Annotated in this window: 15 protein-coding genes; 5 read left to right on the top strand and 10 right to left on the bottom strand. The window is 69.9% G+C overall.

Annotated elements, in window-relative coordinates; translation table 11 throughout:
* Positions 1-15 precede the first annotated feature (15 nt).
* Positions 16-1,782 carry a type I secretion system permease/ATPase gene (locus AC0IW9_RS00075; protein WP_471646159.1) on the top strand — a complete coding sequence of 589 codons (1,767 nt, stop codon included), beginning with the start codon at positions 16-18 and terminating at the stop codon, positions 1,780-1,782.
* Between the two features lie 25 nt (positions 1,783-1,807).
* Positions 1,808-3,130 (top strand): HlyD family type I secretion periplasmic adaptor subunit, encoded by a 1,323-nt coding sequence (locus AC0IW9_RS00070; protein ID WP_471646158.1) that lies wholly within the window; start codon positions 1,808-1,810, stop codon positions 3,128-3,130.
* Between the two features lie 35 nt (positions 3,131-3,165).
* On the opposite strand, the gene AC0IW9_RS00065 is transcribed toward AC0IW9_RS00070, so the two are convergent.
* From AC0IW9_RS00065 to AC0IW9_RS00045, 5 genes are all read right to left on the bottom strand, one after another.
* A complete protein-coding gene (locus AC0IW9_RS00065; protein WP_471646157.1) occupies positions 3,166-3,576 on the bottom strand; it encodes a hypothetical protein in 411 nt (136 codons plus the stop codon).
* A gap of 43 nt (positions 3,577-3,619) precedes the next feature.
* Positions 3,620-4,369: a LuxR C-terminal-related transcriptional regulator gene (locus tag AC0IW9_RS00060; RefSeq protein WP_471646156.1), complete on the bottom strand. Its 750-nt coding sequence runs from the start codon at positions 4,367-4,369 to the stop codon at positions 3,620-3,622.
* Between the two features lie 284 nt (positions 4,370-4,653).
* Positions 4,654-5,379 (bottom strand): LuxR C-terminal-related transcriptional regulator, encoded by a 726-nt coding sequence (locus AC0IW9_RS00055; RefSeq protein ID WP_471646155.1) that lies wholly within the window; start codon positions 5,377-5,379, stop codon positions 4,654-4,656.
* A 789-nt stretch (positions 5,380-6,168) separates the two neighbouring features.
* Entirely contained in the window at positions 6,169-7,212 is a 1,044-nt protein-coding gene (locus tag AC0IW9_RS00050; RefSeq protein ID WP_471646154.1) for an LLM class F420-dependent oxidoreductase, read from the bottom strand.
* Between the two features lie 5 nt (positions 7,213-7,217).
* Positions 7,218-8,168 (bottom strand): TIGR03619 family F420-dependent LLM class oxidoreductase, encoded by a 951-nt coding sequence (locus AC0IW9_RS00045; protein ID WP_471646153.1) that lies wholly within the window; start codon positions 8,166-8,168, stop codon positions 7,218-7,220.
* 101 nt (positions 8,169-8,269) lie between these two features.
* On the opposite strand from AC0IW9_RS00045, the gene cofH reads away from it, so the two are divergent.
* Complete coding sequence (cofH, locus tag AC0IW9_RS00040; protein ID WP_471646152.1) at positions 8,270-10,618, top strand: 5-amino-6-(D-ribitylamino)uracil--L-tyrosine 4-hydroxyphenyl transferase CofH; 2,349 nt, start codon at positions 8,270-8,272, stop codon at positions 10,616-10,618.
* Positions 10,619-10,707: 89 nt separating this feature from the next.
* Positions 10,708-11,700, top strand: coding sequence for a Bug family tripartite tricarboxylate transporter substrate binding protein (locus AC0IW9_RS00035; protein WP_471646151.1), 993 nt, complete (start codon positions 10,708-10,710; stop codon positions 11,698-11,700).
* Positions 11,701-11,741: 41 nt separating this feature from the next.
* On the opposite strand, the gene cofC is transcribed toward AC0IW9_RS00035, so the two are convergent.
* The 5 genes from cofC to AC0IW9_RS00010 all read right to left on the bottom strand — a co-directional run bounded on the left by cofC (position 11,742) and on the right by AC0IW9_RS00010 (position 15,965).
* On the bottom strand, positions 11,742-12,392 hold the full coding sequence (gene cofC, locus AC0IW9_RS00030) for a 2-phospho-L-lactate guanylyltransferase (RefSeq protein WP_471646150.1): 651 nt from the start codon (positions 12,390-12,392) through the stop codon (positions 11,742-11,744).
* The gene (cofD, locus tag AC0IW9_RS00025) at positions 12,389-13,300 is read right to left on the bottom strand and encodes a 2-phospho-L-lactate transferase (protein WP_471646149.1); all 912 of its coding nucleotides are present in this window, start codon (positions 13,298-13,300) and stop codon (positions 12,389-12,391) included. The genes cofC and cofD overlap by 4 nt, the downstream gene beginning before the upstream one ends.
* Entirely contained in the window at positions 13,297-14,034 is a 738-nt protein-coding gene (cofE, locus tag AC0IW9_RS00020) for a coenzyme F420-0:L-glutamate ligase (protein WP_471646148.1), read from the bottom strand. The genes cofD and cofE overlap by 4 nt, the downstream gene beginning before the upstream one ends.
* Positions 14,035-14,038: 4 nt before the next feature.
* Positions 14,039-15,043 (bottom strand): glucose-6-phosphate dehydrogenase (coenzyme-F420), encoded by a 1,005-nt coding sequence (gene fgd / locus AC0IW9_RS00015; protein WP_471646147.1) that lies wholly within the window; start codon positions 15,041-15,043, stop codon positions 14,039-14,041.
* Between the two features lie 67 nt (positions 15,044-15,110).
* Positions 15,111-15,965 (bottom strand): TIGR03620 family F420-dependent LLM class oxidoreductase, encoded by an 855-nt coding sequence (locus AC0IW9_RS00010; protein WP_471646146.1) that lies wholly within the window; start codon positions 15,963-15,965, stop codon positions 15,111-15,113.
* Between the two features lie 124 nt (positions 15,966-16,089).
* On the opposite strand from AC0IW9_RS00010, the gene AC0IW9_RS00005 reads away from it, so the two are divergent.
* Complete coding sequence (locus tag AC0IW9_RS00005) at positions 16,090-17,733, top strand: peptide chain release factor 3 (RefSeq protein ID WP_471646145.1); 1,644 nt, start codon at positions 16,090-16,092, stop codon at positions 17,731-17,733.
* Positions 17,734-17,930: the final 197 nt, after the last annotated feature.

Raw genomic sequence — 17,930 nt, 5'->3', positions numbered from 1 at the left:
CAGGATCGCGGCGCCATGAGCGACACCCCCCGGCCGATGCGGCAGCGAAGGACGGAACTCTCGGAGGCCGCGGCGGCCTGCCGCACGGCCTTCGGCACGCTGGTCCTGTTCAGCTTCTGCATGAACCTGCTCCAGCTTGCCGCGCCGATCTACATGCTGCAGGTCTACGACCGGGTCATGGTCACCGGGCGGCTCGAGACCCTCGTGCTGCTCACCCTGATGATCGCCGCGGCGCTGCTGGTCTTCGGGCTGCTCGATGCGCTGCGGGGCACGATGCTCGTGCGGCTCGGCGGGTGGCTGAACCAGCGGCTCGCGCCGATCTACCTCGAGGCCAGCGTGCGGGCCCGGCTGCGCGGCGACGCGGCCGGCACGCAGCCGCTGCGCGACCTGGCGCAGGTGCAGTCCTTCATCCCCTCGGCCGGGCTTTCGGTCTTCTTCGACCTGCCCTGGTCGCCGTTGTTCATCCTGCTCATCTGGATGCTGCATCCGATGCTCGGCCTGCTGGCGGCCGGCTCGGCGGTGCTGCTGGTGGTGCTCGGCATCGCCAACGACCTGGTCACGCGGGGTCCCACCGCGGCGGGCAACACGGCGCAGATCGCTTCCCTGCAGCAGGCGGATGCGGCGATCCGCAATGCCGAGGTGGTGCAGGCGATGGGCATGCTGCCGGCCCTGTCGGAGCGCTGGACGCGGGAGAATGCCCGGTCGATCGAGGCGGCGCGCCAGGCGAGCGAGCGCGGCGCCCTGCTGCTCGGGCTGACCAGGTGCCTGCGCATCTTCGTCCAGTCGGCAACCCTCGGGCTCGGCGCCTATCTCGTGCTGCAGGGCGAGGCGACGGGCGGCGCGATGATCGCCTCCTCCATCCTGCTCGCACGGGCGCTGGCGCCGATCGAGATCGCCATGGGCAGCGCCCGGCAGCTCGGGCTGACCCGGCTGGCCTGGGCACGCCTGCAGCTGCGGTCCCGCGCCGTGCCGCCGCTGCCGGTCCGCACCCGCCTGCCGGCGCCGGCCGGCTTCGTCGCCTTCGACCGGGTGACCTATACGCCCCCGGGAGCGCGGGCACCGGTTCTGCAGGGGGTGAGCTTCCGGGCCGAGCCCGGCGAGGCGGTGGCGGTGATCGGGCCCTCGGCCAGCGGGAAGAGCACCCTGTGCCGCCTTCTCGTCGGCACCGCCGAGCCGAGCGCGGGCGAGGTCAGGCTCGACGGATCGGAGATCCGCCACTGGAACACCGCCGAACTCGGCTGCCATATCGGCTACCTGCCGCAGGATGTGGAGCTTTTCGCCGGGACCGTGCGCGACAACATCGCCCGGATGGGCGAGCGCGACGACGAGGCGGTGGTCGCGGCGGCGAAGCTCGCCTTCGCGCATGAGATGATCCAGCGCCTGCCGCAGGGCTACGACACGCCGATCGGCGACGGCGGCGCCCGCCTCTCGGGCGGCCAGCGGCAGCGGCTCGGCCTGGCACGGGCGGTCTACGGCGGGCCGCAGCTCATCGTGCTGGACGAGCCCAATGCCAACCTCGACCAGCATGGCGAGGCGGCGCTGGCCGCGGCGATCGGCGAGCTGAAGCAACGCGGCGCGACGGTGCTCATCATCGGACATCGTCCTTCGACCATGTCCCAGGCCGACCGCATCCTGCTGCTGAAGGATGGACGGGTCGAGCTATTCGCGCCGCGCGAGGAAGCCCTGAAGCGCATGCGGCTGGCGGCGGCGACGGCGCGCGACGCAGTCACCGGGGCCGTGCCGCAGGAAGCATCGCCGCCGGCCTTGCCACGTCAGGCCTGAACGAGGCGCAGGAGAGACAGCATCCATGACCGCAATCACGCAAGACGACCGGCTGGCGATGGCGCAGGCGCTGCGCGGCCCGCGCCGGGCCGGGCAGACGGTGATGGTCGTCTTCATCGGCGGCTTCTTCGCCTGGGGCCTGACCGCGCCCATCGCCGGCGGTGCGGTGGCGCCGGGTATCATCAGCCCGGATGGCAGCCGGCGGACCGTGCAGCATCTCGAGGGCGGGATCATCGCCGCGATCCGGGTCCGCGACGGCGACCGGGTCTCGGCCGGAGATCCGCTGGTGCTGATCGAAAGCCTCCAGGCGCGCACCGTCTACAACTCCCTGCTCGACCAGCACCGCACCCTGGTGGCGATGCGCGCACGGCTCGAATCCGAGCAGGCGGACAGCTCCACGCTGATCTTCCCCGAAGGCCTGGCCCAGACCGAGGCGGGGATGGACCTCGCGCTCATCCTGAACGGGCAGAAGGCGCTGTTCGCCACCCGGCGGGCGGCGCATGAGAGCCGGAAGGAGGTGTTGCGGTTGCGGATCGAGCAGTCGGAGGAGCAGATCCGCGGCACCGAGGCGCAGGTCGCCAGCGCGACCCAGCAATTGCAGCTCATCGCGGAGGAACTCGTGGGCAAGGAGGCCCTGCTGCGGCAGGGGCTGGTGCCGCGGCCGGAGGTGCTGCAGCTCAAGCGGCAGCAGGCGGAGCTGCTGGGCCGGCGCGGCGAGTACCTCGGCGCCATCGCCCGCAACCGGCAGGTGATCGGCGAGGCAGAGATGCAGATCCTCGGCATCGACGCCGAGCGGCTGGACAAGATCGCCGAGCAGCTCGACAAGGTACGGGCGGAGCTGGCGGGCGTGACCGAGCGCCTGCAGTCGAGCCGCGACATCCTGGCGCGCACCGTGGTCGGGGCGCCGATCAGCGGCACGGTGGTGAACCTGCGTTTCCGCACCATCGAGGGCGTCATCCGCGCCGGCGAGGCTATCGTCGATATCGTCCCGGACGAGGAGCGGCTGCTGATCGATGCGCGGGTCACGCCGATCGATATCGACGTGGTGCAATCCGGCATGCCGGTGGAAGTCCGGCTGACGGCCTATTCCAGCCGCGGCCTGCCACGGATCCGCGGCACGGTGCATACCGTCTCGGCCGACAGGCTCATGGATGATGCGAACAACCAGCCCTACTACCTCGCCCGCGTCGAGGTGGACCGCAGCGAATTGGCGAAGCTCGGCCCGAATGTCGCCCTGGTGCCCGGCATGCCCGCGGAGGTGCTGATCGTACGGCGGGAACGGACCATGGTCGGCTACCTGCTCGAGCCCTTGCGGGATGCCTTCCGCCGCGCGTTCCGCGAGGTCTGAGCGGCCTGCCGCCCCGCTCTCTCCCGGCCGGTGCCTCAGGCGGCGTCGGCCGGCTCGGCGGGCTGGCGGGTGAGGAGGTGGCGGTCCACCAGCTTCGCCCGCCGGTCCAGCGCGGTGCAGAATTCCTCCAGCCTGGCGTCCTGCGCGGCGATGCGCCGCAGCACCGCCTCGGTCGCCTCGCGCCGCCGGCGTTCGGCGAAGCCGGCGGCGAGCGCGATGGCGGCCAGCACCAGGGCAAGGGCCTGCGGCGTCCCTCCGGCCTCCGGCAGGAAGCCCGGCAGCAGGGGCAGGGCGACCAGCGATACGGCCAGGACGGATCGGCCGGCCAGCACCGCCAGGCTGAGGAGCAGGCCGCAGGCGATCGGATAGGCCCAGGCGAGCAGCAGGAGCCGCAGATCCGTGGCGGCGAGGAAAGCCTGCCACCCGGCGGGAAGATATTCGGTCATGACCTGTCTCCGGGAAGGGTTGCAGCCGCGTCCTGGATCACGCTCAGGCCGCGGGCGCCAGCAGGAGGGGCGGCGCTTCGCTATTGGCGGCCCGCGGTGGCGCCTCGATCTGCGCCAGGGCGATCTGGGTGCGGTTGGCGACGCCGAGCTTCCGCATGATCTGCCCGACATGCACCTTCACGGTTGATTCGCGCAGCAGCAGGACACGGGCGATCGCCTTGTTCGACTGGCCGTCCTGCAGGCATTGATAGACCGTCGCCTGGCGCATCGTGAGGGCACGCGGCTCGGACGGGGCACCGTTCACGCGGCCACGCCGCGGCGACTGGGCCGGACGCCCGGCCAGCGCGTCTTCCTGCTTCAGCAGGGCGCCCGGCGGAAAGAAGGAACCTCCGGCCATGATGAATGTCAGCGCCCGGAGCGCGATGGCGGGATCGGTGGTGGTGGGGATGAAGCCCCGGGTCCCCGCGCGCACCGCCGCGACGACCTCCTCCGTCCGCTCGCTGTCCGACAGGAGGACCACGGGCGCGGTCGAGAGGCGGTGCGTCAGGTCGCGCCACCAGCCGGATGCAACGGTCTCGGCGACGGGGAGGCCCGCGAGGTTGACGATCGCCATGGCGAAGGGAAGTTCACCGGCCTCGGCCAGGTCGAGACTTTCCGGCGACTGCGGATGCAGCACGGCGTTGCAGCCTTCCGCCCAGTCGGCGAGGAAGCGGATGAGGCAGGCGCGGCGCAGGATATGCGGGTCGACCACCAGCACGTTCTCACGTTTGCCTTCGGTCATCATCGGTTGCATGTATTGGTACCCCCGGCCCTGCTCCATCCCCCAGCCCTGCACGTGGCAGCGCGGTCACTTTCCCTGAACCTTCCGCAGCAAGAGCGATGGCTGCAGGACCGGTCCAGTTCCGTGACGTCAAGTAACGATACGGCCGTGCCGTAGAGGGATGAAGTGTCTATAGGAGGTAGCGGGTCGGTGCATGCGACGTAGGGTGGGGTGGCGCGCCGACTCCGCAGCGGGTGATTCGGCAGGTATCGTAAGGTGTAGCGTCGTGTCGATATCGGGCCTATCGGCCGTGGCGGTCACGCCGGGGTGGAGTGACCCATCGATAGCCCGGCGCCATCCGCCTGCCGCGCGAAGAGTGCCGCCTGGGTGCGGTTGGAGGCGCCGAGCTTGCGCATGATCTGGCGCACATGGACCTTGACCGTCGACTCCCGCATCCGCAGCTCCCGAGCGATGCATTTGTTGGTCTGGCCGCGCAGCAGGAGTTGCAGCACATCGCTCTGGCGGCAGGTCAGCGCATTGGTGAGATGGGCTGCAGCCGGGTCTATCCTTGGTAGCGGGGAGACCCGGACGTCCGCATTCGCATCGGCGTTGCTGAGCAATGCTTTGGGCGGAAAGAACACCCCGCCGGATGCTATGAATTTCAGTGCCCGGAACATGACGTCGGGCTCGATCCGCTGCGAGATATAGCCGCTGGCCCCTGCCCGCACGGCGGCGATGACATCCGTCGCATCGTCGTCATCCGCGAGCACGGCGACGGGCTTGCTGCCGGCGACACTGGTGAAGCCGGTGATCTGGGCCTGCACTTCGGGCGAGGCGGCCGACGTGCCGCCGATGCTCAGCAGCGCCAGATCGAAGGGCTCGGGGATTTCGGCATCACCTTTCGCCGGTTCGACCAGCCGGAAGGGCGTCTGGTAGGTTTGGGCCCAGCGCTCGAGGAGGAGGGCGACGCTGGATCGCCTGATGGGCAGGCGGTCGACCAGCAGAATGGAAAGGACTTCCTGTTTGTATTGTGAGCCCGGCATGACGCATCATTCTCCACTTGCATTTTTAAGCATTTGCGGGAATTCTTGCCTGGATCAGCGATCAATACTATTGTCAGACCAAGTCCCGCCCAGAGCTGGTTAACACCGTGCCATCCGTTTTGATTATTCAACGGTACTACCGCTTCGTGGCCGCTGGGCTTGCCCCGTGTGATTCAGCCAAGGCCATGCTGCTTGTCGAGTTGTTGTCGCATCGAATATATGCACCAATATTTCCGAGCGGAAAGGTTCTTTTTGCGTGACACCGCAAGCCGTAGCCTTCGGCATGCTCACTTTTTTGAGTGCTGCAGTTATTTCCTGAAAAATATCCGAACCTTCTCTACCTAAGGTTACAGGTCTTATTCATTGAAGTTTTCGCATTAAGGCAAATGGTCAGCGGCTTTTCAGAACGATTTCGGCTTTCGGAAGACTAGTAATTCCTAATAATTAGCTATGACACAAAGTCAGCGGACAGAATTTTCGTGAGTATCGCCGCGCGCGGCTATTGCGCCGGCGGGCCCGTCCCGGTCCGGATTTTCAGGCCGGCCAGTGACGGGGCAACCGATGGAGTGGCCCTGACCGCGGCATTGCAGGCCCTGGCCCGTGACGCTGCGGATCTGGTGCGGAGCCTCCTGGCCCAGCCGGCCGATCGGCTTTCGGCATCGTCACGTCCCGGTCATGCGTCAGCGGGGTCAGGCTCATGCCGGAATGCATGGCACCTGCCGGAAGCCGGCGCAGGCGATCCGCGCCCGCATGAACTCCCGGACAGGCGCCACGCCCTGCCCCTGGCGATCAGAGGACCGCTTCGGCCACCACCCGCAGCGCTTCCACGCTGGCACCGGTCAGCACCAGGGTGCCGACCTTGTGGTCCTTCGCCACATGCTTCCAGGCTTCCAGCCGGCCCTTGATGCGGTCGGCCGGGCCGACGAGCGCGATCTCGTCCACCAGCTTGTCGGGGACGGCGGCGGCAGCCTCGCCCTTGCGGCCATCGAGGAAGGCATCCTGGATCTTCACCGCGGCATCCGGGTAGCCGAGCCGCTTGCAGTAGTCGTTGTAGAAATTCTTGCCCCGCGCGCCCATGCCGCCGATGTAGAGCGCGAGTTCCGGCTTGATGGCGTCGCGGCAGGCCTGCAGGTCGTCGCCGAGGCGGATCTTGGTATAGGGCGCGATGTCGTAGCGGCTGAGGTCGGGCGCGCGGCCGGCCTTGGCCATGCCCTCCAGCGTCGGGCCGACTACCGCATCGGCGGCTTCCGGCGACATGAAGATCGGCAGGTTGCCATCGGCGATCTCGCCCGAGAGCCGCATGCCGCCGGGGGTGATGGAGGCGGTGTAGAAGGGCAGGCTTGGGTCACCGTGGATGATGCTCTTCAACGGCTTGCCGAGGCCGCTGGCGCCGGGGCCCTGGTAGGGGATCTGGTAGTGCTCGCCCTCATGCTCCAACGGCGCCTCGCGGGCCAGGATCTGCTTCATGATGGCGATGTATTCGCGGGTGCGGCCGATCGGCTTGCCATAGGGCTGGCCATGCCAGCCCTCGACGACCTGCGGGCCGGAGGGGCCGAGGCCGCAGAGGAAGCGGTCGTCGGACAGCGCCTGCAGGGTCATCGCGGTCATCGCCGCGCAGGTCGGCGTGCGGGCCGGCATCTGCATGATGCCGGTGCCGGCCTTGATGCGCGTGGTCCGCGCCAGGACATAGGCGATCGGGGTGACCGCATCGGTGCCATAGGATTCGCCGCACCAGACCGCGTCGTAGCCGAGGCGCTCGGCCTCGAGGACCAGATCCATCTCAAGGCGCGGCTTGGCGCCGCGGATCATGCCGATGGTGATGCCGAGTTTCATCGTTGTCAGACCTTGGCGAGGATGGTGTCGCGGAAGGATCGCATGGCGGCCAGCACATCCTCGACCGTCGCGCCGGGGAAACTGAAGTCGATGGCGGCGACGCCGAGGGACTGCATGGCGCAAAGGTCGGCGGCGATATCCTCCGGCGTGCCGCCGAACATGCGGCGGTTGCCGTCGCCGGCCTTGGCCGGGACATCGGCGCCGTATTTCTGCACCCGGTAGGCGAGCGCCACGCTGCGGGGGTCGCGCCCGGCGGATGTCAGCAGCCCGTGCAGCTTGGCGACGCCGGCCTGGTAGCGCTCCAGGCTGTCCAGCGGAAAGGACGGGTTGGTGCCGATCGGGTACCAGCCGTCGCCGAGCCGGGCAGTGCGGCGCAGCGCCGGACCGCTCTCGCCGCCGACCCAGACCGGCAGCGGCGACTGCACCGGCTTCGGCGCGAAGGTGACGTTGCCGAACTGGACGTATTCGCCGGCGAAGCTCGGGACCTCCTGGGTCCAGAGCGCGCGGCAGGCGGCGATGTACTCGTCGGTGACCTTGCCGCGGGCGGAGAAATCCTCGGTCTGCAGCGCCTCGAATTCCTCCTGCAGCCAGCCGGCGCCGATGCCCAGCGTCAGGCGGCCTTCGGACAGCACGTCGATGGTCGAGAGGATCTTGGCGGTCAGCATCGCGGGCCGGTGCGGCACCACCATGACGGAGGTGACCAGCCGCAACTTGCGGGTCTTGGCGGCGATGAAGGCGACCTGCGTCAGCTGCTCGTGCCGCTCGCCGCGCGACCCGGCGGGGAATTCGCCGGTATCGGTATAGGGATATTTCGCGTGGATATCGGTCGGGATGACGATGTGGTCGCTGAAGGTGGCGTAGTCGAAGCCCATGGCCTCGCCTTCCGTCGCCAGCCTCGTCATGGCGGCGGGGGTGGCCAGGGGCCCGCCGGCGGGGGCGCTGAATCCGAACTGCATGGGTGGTTCCTCCTCCCCGCGCATTGCATCCCGCCGGGCCTTCCCACACGATGCGGCCAGCCGCCAATACGGGCAAGGGTAGGGCATAGGGGATGAGCACCGTGCAGGACCGGCTTCTGACGCTGCCGCTGGACGCGCTGATGGCGGAGGCGGCGGCGCTGCGCGACGCCGGCCATGGCCGGCTGGTGTCCTATTCGCGTAAGGTCTTCATCCCGCTGACCAAATTATGCCGCGACGTCTGCCATTACTGCACCTTCGCCGAGAAGCCGCGGGAGGGGCACGGCGCCTTCCTCTCGCCGGAGGAGGTGCTGGCGATCGCCCGCGCCGGGGCCGCGGCCGGCTGCACCGAGGCGCTGTTCACCCTCGGCGACAAGCCGGAGCTGCGCTGGCGCGCGGCGCGGGAGGGGCTGGCGGCGCTTGGCCATGCCACGACCATCGACTACCTGGTGGCGATGTGCGGGCTGGTGCTGCGGGAGACCGGGCTGCTGCCGCATGCGAACCCCGGCCTGATGACGCGGGAGGAGATCGCCTCATTGCGCGCGGTGACCGCCAGCCAGGGGATCATGCTGGAGAGTACCAGCACCCGGCTCTGCGCGCCCGGCGGCGTGCACTACGGCAGCCCGGACAAGGACCCGGCGGCGCGGCTCGAGGTGCTGCGGCTGGCCGGCGAGCTGCGGGTGCCCTTCACCACCGGCATCCTGATCGGCATCGGCGAGACCCGGGCGGAGCGGCTGGAGGCGCTGCGCGCCATCGCCGCGCTGCATGCCGAACACGGCCATATCCAGGAAACCATCATCCAGAATTTCCGCGCCAAGCCGGCGACCAAGCTAGCGGAGGCGGAGGAGCCGGATCTGGACGACCTGCTCTGGACCATCGCCGCGGCGCGGCTGATCCTCGGGCCAGAGGCCAATATCCAGGCGCCGCCCAATCTCTCGCCGGGTGTCTATCAGCGGCTGGTGGCGGCGGGGCTGAACGACTGGGGCGGGGTCTCCCCGGTGACGCCGGACCATGTGAATCCGGAAGCGCCCTGGCCGGCGCTGGAAGCCCTGGCGGCGCGCACGGCGGAAGCCGGCAAGGTGCTGGTGCAGCGGCTGCCGGCCTACCCGAGCTACGCACGGGCGCCGGAGCTCTGGCTGGCGCCGGCGGTGGCGACGCTGGTGCGGCAGGCGAGCGATGCCGAGGGCTGGGCGCGCGGGGATACCTGGTCCCCCGGCGAGACCACGCCGCCGACGCTGCCGGCGGCCCGGCTGGCGCGCGCCGATGCCGGGCTGGCGCGGGCGGTGGAACGCGGCGCGGCGGGCGAGCGGCTCGGCACCGCCGACATCATGCACATTTTCACGGCCCGCGACGCCGACTACGCCCATGTCACGGCGGCGGCCGATGCGCTGCGCCGGGCGGTCAGCGGCGAGACCATCCGCTACGTCGTGAACCGCAACATCAATTACACCAACATCTGCACCTACCGCTGCACCTTCTGCGCCTTCAGCAAGGGCAAGACGCATGAGGCGCTGCGCGGCCCGGCCTATGACCTCGACCACGGCGAGATCGTCCGCCGCGCGGTGGAGGCCTGGGACCGCGGCGCGACCGAGGTCTGCCTCCAGGGCGGCATCCATCCCGACTATACCGGGGATACCTATGCCGGCATCTGCGAGGCGATCCGCGCGGTGCTGCCGGAGATGCATATCCATGCCTTCTCCCCGCTGGAGGTGACGCAGGGCGCGGCGACGCTGGGGCTGTCGCTGCACGACTACCTGGCGCGGCTGAAGGCGGCCGGGCTCGGCACCCTGCCGGGGACGGCGGCGGAGATCCTGGACGACGAGATCCGCGCCATCATCTGCCCGGACAAGGTGAATACGGCGGAGTGGCTGGCTGTGGCGCGGACCGCGCATGGGCTCGGGCTGCGCACCACCAGCACCATCATGTATGGCCATGTCGAGACCTCGAAGAACTGGGCGCGGCACCTGCTGGCGCTGCGCGACCTGCAGGCGGAGACGGGGGGCTTCTCCGAGTTCGTCCCCCTGCCCTTCGTCCACATGGAGGCGCCGATGTACCTCCGCGGCCTGGCGCGGCGGGGGCCGACCTTCCGCGAGGCGGTGCTGATGCACAGCGTGGCGCGGCTGGTGCTCCACCCGCATATCACCAATATCCAGACCAGCTGGGTGAAGATGGGCCCGGCCGGCGCCGCGCTGGCGCTGCAGGCCGGGGCCAACGACCTCGGCGGCACGCTGATGAACGAGAGCATCAGCCGCGCCGCCGGCACCCAGCACGGCCAGGAATTCCCCCCCGATGCGATGGAATCCCTGATCCGCTCCATCGGCCGGACGCCGGCGCAGCGCACCACCCTCTATGGCGCGGTGCCGGAGGAGCGGAAGCGGGCGTCCTATGCCGCGGCCGAGCTGACCGCGGTGGTGCAGACGGCCCCGCGGCGGAAGGCAGCCCTGGCCGGTTGATCCGAAACCGGTTCGACCGGCCGCCCGGCATCGTCTTTTCGGCGGTGGCGCGTTAAGCCTGCGCCAAAGAAACCTGCCGGAGACCATCGATGCTGCATCGCCGCGCCCTGCTGGGGGCTGCCGCCCTCGCCCTCCCTGCCCTTTCCGCCGCCCAGGCCCAGGCCGCCTTCCCGACCCGGTCGCTCCGGATCGTCGTGCCCTTCGCCCCCGGCGGCGCCGTGGACCTCACTGGCCGCTTCCTGGCGGAGCACCTGAGCGGGCCCCTGGGGCAGACCGTGATCGTCGAGAACAAGGGCGGCGCCGGCGGCAACATCGGTGCCGATGCCGTCGCCAAGGCGGAGAAGGACGGCTACAGCATGCTGCTGGGCTCGGCCTCCATCCTCTGCGCCAACAAGTTCCTGTTCCGCAAGTCGATGCCGCTGGACCCGCTGCGCGAGCTCGCCCCGATCACCCGGGTGACCACCGGCACGGTGGTGCTGATCGTGAACGGCAAAAGCCCGATCAAGACCTTTGCCGAGCTGATCGCGGCGGCGAAAAAGGATCCGGGCAAGCTCACCATGGGCTCCTCCGGCACCGGCACCGTCAGCCACCTGGCGATCGAGTCCCTCAAGCGCGCGGCCGGCGTCGACATCACCCACGTGCCCTATCGCGGCGGCGGGCCGGCCTTCCAGGACCTGCTGGCCGGCAACATCGACATGATGTTCGACGTGATCCCGGCGGCCATCGGCAATATCCGCGAGGGCAGCTTCCGCCCGCTGGCCGTCGGCAGCGCCGATCGCATCACCTACGTGCCGGAGCTGCGCGAGGTGCCGGCGATGAAGGAGCTGCTGCCCAACGCCAACATCGACATGCAGAGCTGGTACGCGATCAACGCCCCGGCCGGCGTGCCGGCGGACCGCATCGCCATCCTGCACAAGGCGATCACCGAGGTGGTCAACTCTGAGGCCTTCCGCGCGCGGATGGAGCCGATCGGCTTCACCCCGGTCGCGGATGCGACGCCGGCCGCCTACGGGGAATACCTGAAGGCGCAGGAGAAGGTGTGGCAGGCGCTGGTGGAGCAGTCCGGCGCGACGATGGATTGAGGCAGAGCCGGGGAGGAAAGGTGTTTCCTCCCCAGGCCTTTCTATGGGTTGAGCAAGGCGTTTTCCCGCAGGAAGGCCAGGGTACGCGTGCCCTGGGCCTGCGGCAGGCGGGCAAAGGCGGTCAGGTCCGCGGGGTGGTCGATATCCATGCCGATGCCGGGCGAGGGCACCACGCGTGGCTCGATCCCGGCGGCACGGGCGGCGGCCAGATGCGGGACGTAGCTGTCCTCCCCGAAGCGCAGCGGCACCGCCAGCGGCGGCGACATCAGCACGGCATTCGAGCCCAGCTCGTCATGCGCGGGGGCGATGGTGAAGGCGGGCGCCGGGCCATGCGCGGCCAGCACCGCCTCGACCTCGGCCGCGGTCACCGCGGGGATGTCGCCGGGCATGGTCAGGACACCGCCGGCACCTTCGCGGGCCAGTAGCCGGGCACCGGCGGTGACGCTGCCGGTATGGCCGTCCCGCGCCCCCTCGGTCGTCACCCGGGCGCCGAGCCGCCCCGCGAGTGCCGTGGCCCAGGGGTCCAGCGTCACCAGCATCACCCCGGCGAGGCCGCGGGCCGCCAGCAAGGCTTCCAGCACCTCCCCGATCATCACCTGCATCAGCGCACGGCGCAGCGGCGGCGGCAGATGCGGCGAGAGGCGCTGCTTGGCGCCCTCCAGCTCCTTCACCGGCAGGATCGCCCAGATCATCGGGCGGCGGCCAGCACGGCGCAGGCCAAGGCGACCTTGTCGTCGAGGCTCCGCATCAGGGTCGGCGCGCGGCTGACCTTTGCGGCGATGCCGGCCGCGTCGTCGCCCGGCTCCATCACGTAGTGGGTCAGGAGATCGGCATAGCGGGCGGCGGCGGCGGCCGCGCTGGGCGGCGTGCCGGATTGCGCGAACATCGTCGCCGTCGGCCCCTTCACCGCCTGCCCGGCGATGATGGGAGAGACGGCGACGACCGGGGCGCCGCAGGCGGCGATGGCGGCGCGCAGGCCCGGCACCGCCAGGATCGGCTCGATGCTGATGAAGGGGTTGGACGGGCAGATCACCACCGCCCGCGGCCCGGCCCGCAGCGCCGCCAGCAGTTCCGGCTGCGGCCGGGCCTCGGCGGCACCGGCGAATTCGAGGCCGTGGAAGGCCGGTCGGCATTGCTGGCGGACGAACCAGTCCTGGAAGTCGATCCAGCCGCCCTCGCTGCGGATGCGGGTGCGGACCGGATCGTCGCTCATCGGCAGCAGGCGCGGCTTGATCCCGAGGCGCGTGGCGACCTCGGCGGTGACGGCCGACAGCGTCTCCCCCGCCCGCAGGCGCCGGGTCCGCTCGACATGCAGCGCCAGGTCGCGGTCGCCGAGGCGGAACCAGGTCTCGCCGCCGATCGCGCCCAGGGTCTCCATGAAGGACCAGGTCTCGTCGCGGCGGCCCCAGCCCAGCTCGGTATTGTCGAGCCCGGCCAGGGCATAGGTCAGCGTGTCGATATCGGGGGAGATGCTGAGGCCGAGGTGCTCGAAGTCGTCGCCGGTATTGGCGACGATCAGCAGCTCCTCGGGCGGCAGCACATGGCTGAGGCCGAGCGCCAGCTTGGCGCCGCCGATGCCGCCCGAGAGCGCGATGATCATCGGAACAAATCCTCGGAGTCCGGGCGGATCAGCTCGGCGGCGGGGTTGGGCGGCGCGTCCCAGGCGAGGCCGCGGACCAGCACCACCGGCTGCGCCTCGGCGCCCTGGCCTTGCAGCAGGGACGCGGCGGCGGCGATCTCGTCGGCGAAGCCGCTGATGCTGACCTGCAGGGTGCGGCCGAAGAGGTCCGGCCGGCCCCGAAGGTCCCAAAGTGCCGGCAGCCCGGCGGCGCCGATGGCGATGCCGACGGTCCCCCGCCGCCAGGCCCGGCCGAAGCTGTCCGAGATGACGACGGGGCAGCCGAGCCGGGCGGCGAGTGCGGTGGCGCTGGCATCGGGGTCGCGCGGCAGCAGCAGCGCATGGCCCTCCTGGCCGAGGTTGGACTGGTCGATGCCGGCATTGGCCGAGACGAAGCCGAGCCGGTGCTGGACGATCAGCAGGCCGGGCCGGGCGCGGACCACGCGCTGGCTCTCGTCCAGCACCAGTTGGACGAAGCGCGGGTCCTTGCCCGTGCGGGCAGCCAGGGCCTCGGCCTCCGGCGTGGGCTGCACCTCGGCGAGCGCCACGCTGCGGCCCTCCGCCTTGCTGACGATCTTCTGGGCGAGGACCAGCACGTCGCCCTCGGCCAGCGCCAGGCCTTCGCGCGCCAGCCCGGCCTCGACCAGGGCCGCGAGATCGTCGCCCGCCGCGACCATCGGCAGGCCGGGCAGCGCGATCAGTTCCAGGCGTCGCATGGGTTCAGCCGAAGCGGCGGCGCAGCAAGGGGGCGACCTGCTCGCCGAACAGGGTCAGGAAGCGCGCCTGATCCGGTCCGGGGGCGTGGAAGACCAGGTGGTTGAAGCCGAGCGCGACATAGGTGCCGATGCGCTCGACCAGCTCCTCCGGGTCGTTCGAGACCATCCAGCGGCTGGCGGCGCGCTCGAGCGGCAGGGCATCGGCCAGGCGCTCCATCTCGGCGGGGTCCTCGACCGACATCTTCTCCTCGGGCGAGAGGGCCAGCGCGGCCCAGTGGCGGGTGTCCTCTAGGGCGCGCTGCTTGTCGGTGTCGAAGGAGACCTTCATCTCGATCATGCGGTCGTAGTTGGGCTTCGGCGCAGCGGCGGCGGCGAGTCCGGCTTCCACGTTCGGCAGCAGCGTTTCCGTGTACAGCTCCGGCTTCTTGCCGCTGGTGCAGATGAAGCCGTCGCCGGCGCGGCCGGCATATTTGGCGACCAGGGCGCCGGCGGCGGCGACGTAGATCGGCACCATCTGCTCGGGCCGGTCGTAGATGGTCGCCTTCTCGGTGCGGTAGTAGGTGCCCTCGAAGGTGACGCGCTCCTCGGACCAGAGCTGGCGCATCAGGGTGACGGCTTCGCGCATCCGGGCGAAGCGTTCCTTGAACTCCGGCCAGACGGCGCCGGTGGAGGGCACCTCGTTCAGCCCCTCCCCGGTGCCGATGCCGAGGATGACGCGGCCGGGGAACATCGCGCCCAGCGTGCCGAAGGCCTGGGCCACGATGGAGGGGTGGTAGCGGAAGGTCGGCGTCATCACGCTGGTGCCCATCACCAGCTTCGTAGTGCGGGCACCCAGCGCGCCGAGCCAGGCCAGCGAATAGGGCGCATGGCCGTCGGTGTGCTTCCAGGGCTGGAAGTGGTCCGAGATGAAGCAGCTGTCGAAGCCGGCCTGCTCAGCGAGGATGCCGAAGTCGAGCAGCTTGCTGGGCGCGAATTGCTCGGCGGAGGCCTTGTAGCCGATGGTGAGCATGGGACGGTCCTTCAAAGCATGATCACCGCAGGCTGGAACGGCCGGAGGTGTGAATCATGCGATCAAACTAGGTATCGGCCAGCGCGGCGAACATGGCGTCGCGGGCGGCGAAGTCGCCCTCGGCATGGACGGGCTGGATGCAGAGATGGGTGGCGCCGGCGGTGAAATGGGCGCGCAGCTTGTCCTTGACCGCCGCGGCATCGCCGGAGAGGACCATGGCATCGATGAAGCGGTCGCTGCCGCCATCGGCCAGATCGGCCTCGGTGAAGCCGAGGCGGAGCCAGTTGTTGGCGTAGTTCGGCAACGCCATGTAGCGCGAGAGCTCGCGGCGGCCCAGCGCCCGGGCGTGGGCGAGATCGGACTCGATGCAGACCTTCTGCTCCACCGCCAGCCACTTGTCCGGGCCGAGAATGGACTTGGCCAGCGCCGTATGCTCCGGCGTCACGTTGTAGGGCACGGCGCCGCGGGTCCGCTTGCCGGCAAGCTCCAGCATCTTCGGGCCGAGGGCGGCCAGCGCGATCGGCCAGTCCTCCGTCGTGTCTTTCTGGATGCCGTCGAGATAGGCGCGCATGGCCGGGATCGGCTTGTCGTAGCGGTGGCCGCGCAGCCCCTCCACCATCGGGATATGGCTGACGCCGAGGCCGAGGATGAAGCGGCCGCCGTTCAGCGCATTGAGCGTCGCCATGCCGCGCTGGGCGGTGAAGGCATCCCGGGCATAGATATTGGCGATGGAGCTGCCGACGTTCAGCCTGGTGGTCGAGGCCAGCAGGTGGGCGGCCAGCGAAAAGGATTCGTAGCCGCGGCTCTCCGGGTACCAGAAGGTTCCGTAGCCCAGCGTCTCCACGTTCCGGGCCAGCCCGGCCAGTTGGGCGGCGTCCAGCCGGTCGGTCGGGTACCAGACCCCGAGACGTCCCAGTTCCATGCCAAATCCCTCCGTTGGGCGGCTAACATTGTCCCGGCCGGGCGCCGTGTCCACCGCAGGACTGGTCTTGCGGCCCCCGGGCGACTAGATCGTGGGCAACCCTGACCCGAGAAGAGATCTGCCCGTGGACGCCCTTACTCCGGCCGAATCCGTCGCGGAGGCCCCAAGCCCGGTTTCGGCCGAGGCGGCCCGGCGGCGCACCTTCGCCATCATCGCCCACCCCGACGCTGGCAAGACCACCCTGACCGAGAAGCTGCTGCTGCGCGGCGGCGCCATCCAGCTCGCGGGAGCCGTGCGGGCCAAGGGCAATGCGCGGCGGACCCGGTCGGACTGGATGAAGATCGAGCAGGACCGCGGCATCTCGGTCGCCACCTCGGTGATGACCTTCGAGCGCGGCGGGCTGGTCTTCAACCTGCTGGATACACCGGGCCACGAGGACTTCTCCGAGGATACCTACCGGACCCTGACCGCGGTCGATGCCGCGGTGATGGTGCTCGATGCGGCGAAAGGCATCGAGGCACAAACGAAAAAGCTGTTCGAGGTCTGCCGCCTGCGCGACATCCCGATCATCACCTTCATCAACAAGATGGACCGCGAGGCGCGCGAGCCCTTCGAGCTGCTGGAGGAGATCGAGCAGACCCTGGCCCTCGACGCCGCCCCGGTCGCCTGGCCGGTGGGGCGTTCGAGCCAGTTCGCAGGCACCTGGGACATGCTGGAACGCCATTTCCTGCCGGTGGACGCCGACGACCGCTCCGCCGTCGAGATGGACGGGCCAGGCGATGCCAAGCTGGCCGGGCTGGTCGGCGCCGAGCGCGCCGCGGCGCTGGCCGAGGAAGTCGGCCTCGCCGAGGCCGGCTGCCCGGAATTCGACCTGGAGGCCTTCCGCCAGGGCACCCTGACGCCGGTCTTCTTCGGCAGCGCGCTGCGCGACTTCGGCATCGGCCACCTGCTGGACGGCCTCGCCCGCTATGCCCCGCCGCCGCAGTCCCGCAGCGCCGATACCCGCGCGGTGGAACCCGGCGAGGCGGCGCTGACCGGCTTCGTCTTCAAGGTGCAGGCCAACATGGACCCGAACCACCGGGACCGGGTGGCCTTCGTCCGGCTCTGCTCGGGCAAGCTGGTGAAGGGGATGCGGCTGCGGCAGACCCGGACCGGCAAGCAGGTGCCGGTGAATGCGCCGCTGTTCTTCTTCGCCAAGGACCGCCAGGTGGCCGAGGAAGCCTGGCCGGGGGATGTGGTCGGCGTCGCCAACCACGGGACCTTGCGGATCGGCGATACCCTGACCGAGGGCGAGGCGCTGAACTTCCGCGGGGTGCCGAGCTTCGCGCCGGAAATCCTCCGCCATGTCCGGCTCGAGGACCCGATGCTGGCCAAGAAGCTGAAGACCGCGCTGTCCCAGCTCGCGGAGGAAGGCGTGGTCCAGCTCTTCCGGCCGCTGGACGGGTCGAACCCGGTGGTCGGCGTGGTCGGGCAGCTGCAGCTCGACGTGCTTGCCAGCCGGCTGAAGGTGGAATACGGCGTCCCGGCCGGCTTCGACGACACCATCTGGTCGATGATGCGCTGGGTGACCCCGGTGGATGCGGCCGACAAGCTCTCGCTGGACCGCTTCGCCACCGCCAACCGGCGCGACGCCGGGGAGGATCACGACGGCGAGCTGGTGGCCTTCTTCGGCTCCGACTGGCGGCGCAACCGGGCCGAGGAGGAATGGCCGATGCTGCGCTTCCACGCGGTGCGGGAACAGCATGGGCTGGAGCTGATCAAGCGGTAGCGCGCGAGCGCCCGAGGTGGAACCGCCGAAAGGCGTGAATTATATGACAAAACAATAGGCTAGACCGTGATCTGCGCTTTGGTCAGCGCGGATCACAGCCTGGCGGCGGAACCCTGCCCCCCGCCAGGGTGTTCCTTCAGCGAGTGCCGCGACCCGCGGCCCCCGGCGTGGCCCACCCTTCGGGGTGCCGACCCGCC

The sequence above is a fragment of the Belnapia sp. AC561 genome (genome assembly GCF_979252845.1).
Note: the sequence above shows the minus strand (reverse complement) of the source record. Positions and strands in the feature narration are given on the sequence as shown.